General features: G+C 53.5%; 8 protein-coding genes and 2 pseudogenes. 1 reads left to right on the top strand and 9 read right to left on the bottom strand.

Features of this window, described 5'->3' with window-relative positions; all coding sequences use genetic code 11:
• Window positions 1-115: 115 nt before the first annotated feature.
• Complete coding sequence (locus HMPREF9098_RS02295) at window positions 116-1,051, bottom strand: endonuclease/exonuclease/phosphatase family protein (protein WP_003781602.1); 936 nt, start codon at window positions 1,049-1,051, stop codon at window positions 116-118.
• Between the two features lie 258 nt (window positions 1,052-1,309).
• Between HMPREF9098_RS02295 and HMPREF9098_RS11635 the strand changes: the two are divergent.
• A pseudogene (locus tag HMPREF9098_RS11635) lies at window positions 1,310-1,441 on the top strand (hypothetical protein); the annotation flags it as partial.
• Window positions 1,442-1,531: 90 nt separating this feature from the next.
• On the opposite strand, the gene HMPREF9098_RS02290 reads toward HMPREF9098_RS11635, so the two are convergent.
• The 8 genes and pseudogenes from HMPREF9098_RS02290 to HMPREF9098_RS12380 all read right to left on the bottom strand — a co-directional run.
• Complete coding sequence (locus HMPREF9098_RS02290; protein WP_003781600.1) at window positions 1,532-2,182, bottom strand: FHA domain-containing protein; 651 nt, start codon at window positions 2,180-2,182, stop codon at window positions 1,532-1,534.
• A gap of 12 nt (window positions 2,183-2,194) precedes the next feature.
• Window positions 2,195-3,883, bottom strand: coding sequence for an FHA domain-containing protein (locus HMPREF9098_RS02285; protein ID WP_003781597.1), 1,689 nt, complete (start codon window positions 3,881-3,883; stop codon window positions 2,195-2,197).
• A gap of 31 nt (window positions 3,884-3,914) precedes the next feature.
• The gene (locus tag HMPREF9098_RS02280) at window positions 3,915-5,096 is read right to left on the bottom strand and encodes a PP2C family protein-serine/threonine phosphatase (RefSeq protein WP_003781596.1); all 1,182 of its coding nucleotides are present in this window, start codon (window positions 5,094-5,096) and stop codon (window positions 3,915-3,917) included.
• Window positions 5,097-5,180: 84 nt separating this feature from the next.
• Window positions 5,181-6,758, bottom strand: coding sequence for a serine/threonine protein kinase (locus HMPREF9098_RS02275; RefSeq protein WP_040564191.1), 1,578 nt, complete (start codon window positions 6,756-6,758; stop codon window positions 5,181-5,183).
• Window positions 6,759-7,219: 461 nt separating this feature from the next.
• Window positions 7,220-7,642 (bottom strand): hypothetical protein, encoded by a 423-nt coding sequence (locus tag HMPREF9098_RS02270; RefSeq protein WP_040564190.1) that lies wholly within the window; start codon window positions 7,640-7,642, stop codon window positions 7,220-7,222.
• A gap of 111 nt (window positions 7,643-7,753) precedes the next feature.
• Window positions 7,754-7,939 (bottom strand): annotated as a pseudogene (locus tag HMPREF9098_RS11315) (EndoU domain-containing protein); the annotation flags it as partial.
• A gap of 248 nt (window positions 7,940-8,187) precedes the next feature.
• Complete coding sequence (locus tag HMPREF9098_RS02265; protein ID WP_147285403.1) at window positions 8,188-8,583, bottom strand: hypothetical protein; 396 nt, start codon at window positions 8,581-8,583, stop codon at window positions 8,188-8,190.
• Between the two features lie 111 nt (window positions 8,584-8,694).
• The coding region (locus HMPREF9098_RS12380) for an integrase core domain-containing protein (protein WP_155803295.1) at window positions 8,695-8,813 on the bottom strand (119 nt) is incomplete at its 5' end.

Genomic DNA, 8,813 nt, shown 5'->3' with positions numbered 1-8,813 from the left:
GGGCTTTTTTGCAAAGGTCTCATCCTGCAAAAACAACAGCGGCAAATAGCGATAAAAAAAGCAGCCTGCACCTTCGTTGGGAAAAGTGCAGGCTGCTTTTTTGCCTATTTGGCAATCACTGCCATTCAATCAGCAAAGCGCGGTGGTCGGAGTGCATCCACGGCAGGGCGCGTATGCGGGTGCCGGATTTGCCGCGTGTGAGAACATGGTCGATGTTCAGGCCGAAGGGCAGCCAGGTGGGCAGGTAGTTCGGCGTGCGCGGGCGGATGTCGGCGCTGTACGTGAATTGGCGGAACACGGGCGAGAAGGGGCTGCTGTTCAAATCGCCCATCACCAACACGGTTTTGGCGGCGGCGATTTTCCGTGCCGCCTGCTGCAAATAGGCCTGACGTGCGGCAGCCAGTTCGGCGTTGATGGGTGGCGGCGGGTGCAGGGCGAACAGGCTGCTGCCGTCCAGTTCCGCCTCAATGGAAGGGAAGGGTTCGCCCGCATCCGTTTCGGCCATAACGACGCGGCAACTTTGCAGCGGCCGCCTGCTCCAAAGTGCCAATGCAAACGGACTGTCGTCGCGGTGTTCGCAGCCGTGCGGATAGGCTTGGCGCAGCGTTTGCCAGCCTGCATCGTCCAAGTCGATTTCGGCCATGGCGACGACATCGGGCGCGGCGGCCAAAATGGCGGCGCTTTCCTGTGCGGCGGCGGGATTGTCCAAATTCACGTTGTACCACAGCACTTTCAGCGGCGGTGCGGCGGTAGATACTTCAGGGCTGCCCGATGGCCAACACAGCCACAGTCCGCCTGCCAATGCGGATGCCGCCCAAAGCCAACGCTGCCGCCGCACCGCAACGGCCGCCGTTGCCGTCCACAAAACCGTGTAGTGCGGCAAAAAATGCGAGAACAGTTCGGCAAACCAAAACGTGATGATTTGGCTGAGGGCGAATGCGACAAGCGCCAGCCAAGACAAAAGCGTGAGGCGGCGCGCCAACCAAGGGCGAAGGGTGTTTTTGAACGTCACATCGATGAATGGGAGGGAATGCAAAAAAGCAGTCTGCATATTTTACCACAGGTGCAGGCTGCTTTTTTGCCGGCAAATCATCGAAAGGCAGCCTGCACTTTGTTCAGGCCGCATAGTCCGTTATAGCAAGCCGTAGGCCAAATTGTCGAATCCAACCTGCTTTAACTGTAGAATCTTCGGTATTTCAGGGGTTATCAGCGTGGTTTATGCCTGCTAAGATGTAGAAAATAACCGCGTTGTTTACACCACAGGTTGAGAAAAGTAAGCCTGCAAGACCTCGAACGGCGTATTACCGTCCAAGCTGCTGCCGGCCACGCCTTGTTTAACGTTTCGCGGCTGGAACGCGCCACCGCCAACGACAGCGACCGCCTGCGCAAATACCTGCAACGCTTCGGGCTGACTTGGGCGGATATTATGGCGGCTACCTGAAAAACGGCCGGGTAGGTTTGGCCGGACTGTTTGCCGCATAAGAAAGGCTACCTGAAAATTTTCAGGTAGCCTTTCCGCACTCAGCCAGGCTTACTGCCACTTAAAGTTTTGATCGCAGAAGGGCAGGAACAGCAGTTTGGTGGCGCCGACTTGGATGATGTCGTTGCGTTGCAGGGTGGGCTCGCCGCGGATGGTGCTACCGTTGAGCATGGCGAGGTTGCGGCTGCTGCCACGCTCGATGAAGAATTCGTTGGCGTGGTGGTCGTAGACAACAACAGCATGGGCTTCGTGGCTGACGGTGTTGTCGCTTTGCGCGCCGAAATCGAGGCAGACTTCCAGGTCGGCATTGCGGCCGATTCGGTTTTCACCCTGTATCAGCCGGAAATCGGTGCCGCGCCCTTGACCTTCGGTGATAATCAGCCAGCCGACCACGGGGAGTTCGCACATGCCTTTGGCGCGGGCTTCGGCATCGGGTTGGTTGCTTACACCGAGGATATGGGTTTTTAGGGCGGAATCGCTTTCTGCCGCAGGGGCGGGATTGTCGAGCATTTGGGTTTTGGCGCTTTGGGCAGCCAATTGGTGCGAATCGGCAGTGAGCATCTGGGTGCGCTCTTCGGGAGCGGCCGGGATGGCCGCGGTATGGGAGCTGCCGGAGGGGGCAGATTCGCCGCAGTAGGGGCAGCCGGACTGTACGGCGGAGTCGTAGTAGTGTTTGCCGGCGGCACAGAGGGTCATTGCCATGGCGTGTTCCTTTTATGATTGGGTGAGTTGGTAGGCAATATCGCGGTTGGCCAGATAGATGGTTTGGCCGGGGCGCAGGGTGGTGCGGCTGATGCGCTGCTCCAGGCTGTCTACAAAGGAGCCGTTGGTGGATTGCAGGTCTTCCAGCACAACGTTACCGGTCGCGTCCACGCTGATACGGCAGTGGCTGCCGGAAACTTGTTGGCGGTTGATCACTACGTCGTTGCCGCTGTTGCGACCGATACGGACGGTTTGTCCGGGGTAAAGTGCGATGGCGGGCAGGCCTGCGCCGAGCGGTTGCAGGGTGGCGGCGATACGCGCTTGGGCGGTTTGCGGCGAGCCCATGCTGAAACGGGCAATGTTTTCATCGGCAGTCAGTTGCAATACGTCGCCGGCATTCAAAACGGCACGGGTGACTTTACTACCGTTGACATAGGTGCCGTTGGTGCTGCCCAAGTCTTCCACCTGTACTTGGCGGCCGTCGAACAGCAGTTGTGCGTGGCGGGCGGATACCTGCGCTTGGTTGATGATGACGGAGGCGGGCGCGCTGCGGCCGATAATCACGGGTTTGCCTGCTTGTAAGACGATATTGCCGCCGCCGCAGAGTGCGGTGAGGGTAACGCTACCTGAAGCACCGGCTTGAGCCGCCTGTGCCTGCTGAGCGCCGACAATACGGCGGATCAGCTGGGAGTTGATTGGCGGATTGGAGCCGTCTTTCACTTGTTTTTTCAAACGCAGCAAATACACACCACCACCTGCGGCCAGTAATATCAGCAAGCCCATGCCGCTGTAAAGCAGGGTGAGTTGGCGGTTGGTGCTGGCGGTGGCACTGTCTACACATTCGTTTTTGATTTGAGTAAATTTGACGTTGTGGTTTTGCAGAATCGGTACAAGTTCCGAGTTGGAGACGGCAATAACGGTGTTGACCTGCTCCTTGTGCGCACCTTCGTTGGTGCCGACCACCTGGCCGCAGCGGTTTACCAGCGGGCCGCCGCTGTTGCCGCCGCTAATAGGGGCATGGTGTTCCCAGTAGCTGCGGTTGTCGTAGTTTTTGAATTCACGTTTGAGTGTACCTTCGGCAATTACCGGCTGGATGTAGGCATCGGGATCGCCGAAACCGAGGCCGGAAGTAATATCATCGGAAGCGCCGGGGAACCCGATAGAAAACACCGGCAGGGTGGGTTGGAGGAATTTTTCGGCAGCCAGCGGCAGCGGCTTGCCGGTAAGGCCATGCACTTGCAGCAGGCTGAGGTCTTTGGCGCTATCGCTGAAAATCGGCTGGGTGGAAATCAGCTCCAGACGGGGGGCAAGGGTACGTACCACGAACACTTCCGGCTTGCCCAGTTGTGCCATTTCGCCCACATCTGCGTTGGCAACGTGGTCATTGGTTACGATATGACCTTCTGCCGACACTAAATAGCCTGAACCGTGACCGGCAAAGAGGTAGATTTGGCCGTTTTGTTTGAAGAAGGTGAGGATCTGCCTATTTTGCGTGGCAATACGCACATAGCCCTTATCGTTGATTTCCGAGAGCATCTGTGGGCTGACCAGTTGCGAGGCGGTTTGCGCCGACAGCGGTACGCCTATCCACAGGCGATATACTGATTTCGCTGCGTCTAAAACATCAGGTTGGTTGGCACCGGCTTGCCAAGGCAGCATCAAGAGGGCCAGCAGCAGAAGTTTTCGCCAAAAGTGTTTCATGGGGGTTCCTTTTTTGATTGTGCGGATGGTGTTAGCGGGTTTGCGGTGCAGAGGAGTCGCGCGGTGTCAGTGGCGGTATAGGCAGCAGCGGTACGGATGCGGCAGGCGGGCTTTTGGGGTGGGATGCCGCCGCAGGCGGCTCGGATACAGAGGAAGGGAAAGCCGGTTTGTGCGGTTCGGATGAAGCTGGTAGGGAGGCTGCGGGTGATGAGGCCATCATTGGCGCGGATGCGGCGGGAATATCCTCGTTTGGCGGCATGGGTAGGGCTGTACGATCGGATGTAAACCACCAGGTGCCGACCAAGAGTGCACCTAGGATAAAGCCAATAATGAGCCCTTTGATGGGGAATCCTGGGGCAGGCGGTGCAGATGGAGGGCTACCTGAAATTCGGGTAGTAGGTACGGATTCGTTGGCGGGCAGGGATTGCGTAGGCAGGCTGCGTACCTGGGTGGCAGATGCAGCTTGTTCGGCAGATGCTTGCACCAAAATCAGCGAGGTGTTGTCTTGATGTGGATGTTGTTTGGCCTGTACCACGGCCAGAAGGGCGTTTACTTTGTCTTCAAGGCTTCCGGAAGCTGCGGCAAGGGTTTGCCCGATTTCTTCATCGCTTAAGGTTTGCACGCCATCGCTGGCCAAAAGCAGCAATTCGTCAGGGGCGAGTGTGCCGGAAGCGCAATCGATATGGGCGATGTCTTTGCCCATCACGGCGCTGGTTACGGCATGACGGGCGGGATGGCGTTCGGCGGCTTCGCTGCTGATTTCTCCGGCGGCAACCATGCGCTTGAGGTCTTCGGCAAAAGCGTGGTTGGCATTGATGCGGCGCAGGCTGCCTTGGTTGTAGGAATAGAGCGGACTGTCGCCGACGCTGATGTAGCTGTAGCGGTTGTCGGTTTCGTCTACAACCACGGCGATAACGGTGGTACCCATGCCTTCGAGTTCCGGCTGTCGGCGCAGGGTATCGGCCAAGGCTTGGTTGGCCTGCTGCAGGGCTTGGCGCAAATCCTGCTCGGCTTCGTGCAGGCCATGTTGCTGAAAATGGCCCAAAAAGGCAGCCACCACGGTTTTGCCGGCAATCTGCCCGCCGTGTTGCCCACCCATGCCGTCGGCCAGCACATAGAGTTTGTGCTGGGGCGAAAGCACCAGGTTGCCCAGTGCATCTTGCTGCTCTTCGCGTTGGCCGATGTGCTGGCCTTGGTAGAAATTAATCTGCATAAGTGCTGCTCCTTTTAATGGCTGCCTAATGCTGCAGTGGTGCGGCAGGCTACCTGAAAACTGCGTGGCAGAGGGGAGTCCGGCTTACTGACAGTCGCGGCCGGATACCGAACCATCAACAAGGTGTTTGCCGTTTTTGTCGTAGAAGGCAATGATAAGGGTGCCGTTATGCTGGGTAAGCCATGGGCTGACATTGGGGTCGGCACAGGCGGTTTTGGCCATAGCTGGGCCGATAGCACTTTGCAATTCATTGAGCTGGCTGCTGTTGAGGTCGCCGAGGCGCAGCTTCATCATGGTAATCTGCATAATCAGTGCGTTGCTGCTTTCGGCATAGACGGTTTTGTCCCAACGTACACCGTCAGCGATCATCTGCGGCAGCTGTTTGTTCATCTCATCAATATACGCTGCCGAAATACCGGTGCCGTTATTATCACCGCTATTATTGCCACCGTTCTCGGCGGGCTGTTCAGGTTGGGTTTGTCCGGCCGGAGGCAGTACTACCGGCGCATTGGTGGCAGCCGAAGCGGCGGGCGGGGTGACAGGTTCGTTATTTTCATCACTGTTGTGCATCAGGAGGAAGGCGGAGACAATCAATGCTGCCAATACGGCTGCGCCGATACCGCCCCACAACAGCCATTTCGGCTTGCGGCCGGATGCCGCTAGAGCAGTCTTGTGTTGTTTGAGTAGGACTTTCCCGTGCACAGCTGTTTGTGCCTGGTAAGAGGCTTGGGTGGTATTGCCAGCTTCAGGGAGAGAGGCCGCCTGAGATGGAATTTCTGCCAGCCCAAGCAGTGCCTGCTGCATATCCATAGCATTTTGGAAACGGTTTTCGGCACGCACATTGAGAGCATAGTCGACAGCGGCAAGGAAGTGATGGCTGTAGCTGCCTTCATAGCGGCTGCCGGCCAGCTTGGGCTGAGTATCTTCGCCAGCGATGCGGGCGGGGGCTTCTTCAATCAGCTGGTGGGTAATAGATTGGTAGATACAGGCACCGAGACTGTATAAATCCAGGGCGGGCATGAAAACATCACGCGAGTGGTATTGTTCGATGGGGGCGAATGGGGGGGTGAGGATTTGGGTGAGCGGCCGGCTTTTTTGGCCAACGGCCTGTCGGGCGGCACCGAAATCGATTAATACCGGGGTTTGGTTTTCGGTGATGAAAATATTTTCCGGCTTGATGTCGCGGTGCAGCAGTTGGCGCTCGTGAATATATTTCAGGCCTTCGAGCAAAGGAATAAAAATACCGGACAGCTCGTTTTCACTCGGATTGGGATGTTCTTTAATCCATTGATGAAGGGTAATACCGCGCAGATAGGGCATTACAAAATAAGCAGTGCCGTTGGCCTCGAACAGGTCGGTTACCTTGACTACGTTGGGGTGGTTTAAACCGTAGAGCAGCTTGGCCTCGTTGAAAAAGCCGTTTAAGCCCCAGTTGAAAATTTCCTGGTCGCTACTGCTTTTGGCTTGAACGGTCAGCCCTTGAACACGCACACCGCTGTCGGGCAGGTATTCTTTGATAACATGCTGCGAGCCGAAATGGATATGTTCGGCCAAATAGGTGATGCCGAATGCGCCAGAGCCGAGCACTTTGAGAACGATGTAGGTATGAAGCTGGCTGCCTGCAACCAGCGCATCTGCCCGTTGGACGTTTTGCTGCGTCATAAACATTATCCTTTACCAAAACCTGCAAATAATTCACATTAGCCAGCATTATATAAATAAATATTGAAACAAGGCAATTTCCACTTTTGGCATATCGTTTGTAGGGGTTTGATTGTATAATCTCGCGCAAATTTTGTCACTATTTCGCTATCGTTTTGTCATCGTTCAATGACAAAACGGCTGCAAAGCGATATGCCAATCAACATCAAAATGCTTTGTAGCAACTCTAAACAGAGCTTTGATAAAAGCATAAGGAATATCGCAAATACCTTTACCTCCAAGCTCCTTCCTATACACAAATCGGTTTATGGAAACATCCGTTGCATAGCACAATCGCACCAGAGCAGGTAAATAGTAGATGTATAGACCACTGTGGGCAAGGATAAAAACAGTGACTGTATTTAAAAAGCAGCCTGCACTTCGTTTTTCGAAGTGCAGGCTGCTTTGGAGATGACAGAAGCCTATTCTTCTTCAATCACGGTTTCCAAAACGGTATGAATGCTTCTGGGCAACTGCAAGAATGCACTCCACGCAATCAGGGCGGTTTTAAACATCTTCAACGAGCAGCTGAGCACAGGGAAACCCTCCTCTTCATCAAATTCATTGTGACAAAAAATGACTTTATCATGATGAAATTCCAAGCAAAAATCTTGTCCGCCGCCATCATCAAAAATCGCATTGGGGTTGGCTTCTATATTTTTGATAATTTCGAAATGCTCATCAATTATCTCCCTGTAATAAAGATCGCTTGTTAAAGTAATAGAAATATATCCATATATATTCCCGCTCCTATCTATAATTTCGTTTTTATCATCTAAAAAAACAAAATCTCTAAATAAATCATTTGATTTGAATACATCATAAAAGCATTTTATCTTGATCATCATTACTCCATTCAATTTGGTTTTTCAATTTGGTTTTTCATAAATAGGATATGCCGTTATTCTTGGACGAACATAACCCTGTATTCTTACGCCGGATTTACTTGTCCCCTCCTATTTATCGCCCCTAATTTTCCTATTTTCCCAAGCCGAAGTCACTTCGGCCCTGATTCTGGCGTTATCCCAATCTTTGGGGAACATGGTGTGATCTTCCATGGATTCACCATTACGTCTGGCTTTGACGTGCCAGCTTCCATCAAGTCTCTGAATTTCAACGGTCGCTTTCGTTACGCCATTTTTATCAGGTTGGTTTCCGCCTCCGTGCTTAACCGTCGCTTTCGGCTTGTTCGACGGGCAAGCCTTTGATGTGTTGTGATAGGAATAAAGTTTGACTGATCAGTTGGTTGCAGGCTGCTTTTTAATGCGCGTTAAAAGTATTTCAGGCTGCTTGAAAGAGGGAGAAGCATGAGCAGGGCTTGCCCACGCTGCCCGTTCTTTCAAGCAGCCTGAAAAGTCGAATTGGCGGTCAGAGTGCGTGAGGGCGCAAGCTACTCGCCAGGCGGGTTGGTTTGAGTAGTATTACTTATCACATAGGGGATAAATCCGGTTCCCGTTAGGATAATATTGCCGTTTTCAATCGCAACGCTGTCCACACTGTTAATCATAAATTTCATGGTTTCTTCACCTTCGTCAAAATAAGGCTTTAAGACAGTAACTAAATGGGAATCTAAAACCAGTTGGCAGAATTCATCAGGGAATTGATAGGCGAAATCGTGCGCATTGGGAAAGCCCAAGTCGCTGACATACTTATATCCACTGCCTTCCAGCAAATCAATGGGGTCGTTCTTGCAGTCGTCTATAAACTCGTTCAAATGATTGCCGCAGACGGCGAGAAAGTCCTCCAGCGAATCGGACCATTTGAAAAACTGTTTTTGGTCGCCCAAGTTGTCCCTGCGATATCCCATGAAGCGATAAGCTATGTATTGATAATCGTAAGTTGTAGAAAATAACCGCGTTGTTTACACCACAGGTTGAGAAAAGTAAGCCTGCAAGACCTAAAACGGCGTATCGCCGTCCAAGCTACCGTGCGGCTTCACGGTGTTATAAAAGTTCACAAATCGACACAGCTCCTTTTGCCGGTGTTCCGGACTGTCAAAACTCTGCTTTTCGTGCC

It is taken from the genome of Kingella denitrificans ATCC 33394 (genome assembly GCF_000190695.1).
Lineage (GTDB): Bacteria > Pseudomonadota > Gammaproteobacteria > Burkholderiales > Neisseriaceae > Kingella_A > Kingella_A denitrificans.
Note: the sequence above shows the minus strand (reverse complement) of the source record. Positions and strands in the feature narration are given on the sequence as shown.

What these genes read in the sequence shown, in the direction of transcription:
- HMPREF9098_RS02275 (WP_040564191.1), bottom strand. Translation starts at nt 6,758, where the DNA reads ATGACGCAGCAAAACGTCCAACGGGCAGATGCGCTGGTTGCAGGCAGC.
- HMPREF9098_RS02280 (WP_003781596.1), bottom strand. Translation starts at nt 5,096, where the DNA reads ATGCAGATTAATTTCTACCAAGGCCAGCACATCGGCCAACGCGAAGAG.
- HMPREF9098_RS02285 (WP_003781597.1), bottom strand. Translation starts at nt 3,883, where the DNA reads ATGAAACACTTTTGGCGAAAACTTCTGCTGCTGGCCCTCTTGATGCTG.
- HMPREF9098_RS02270 (WP_040564190.1), bottom strand. Translation starts at nt 7,642, where the DNA reads ATGATCAAGATAAAATGCTTTTATGATGTATTCAAATCAAATGATTTA.
- HMPREF9098_RS02290 (WP_003781600.1), bottom strand. Translation starts at nt 2,182, where the DNA reads ATGGCAATGACCCTCTGTGCCGCCGGCAAACACTACTACGACTCCGCC.
- HMPREF9098_RS02295 (WP_003781602.1), bottom strand. Translation starts at nt 1,051, where the DNA reads ATGCAGACTGCTTTTTTGCATTCCCTCCCATTCATCGATGTGACGTTC.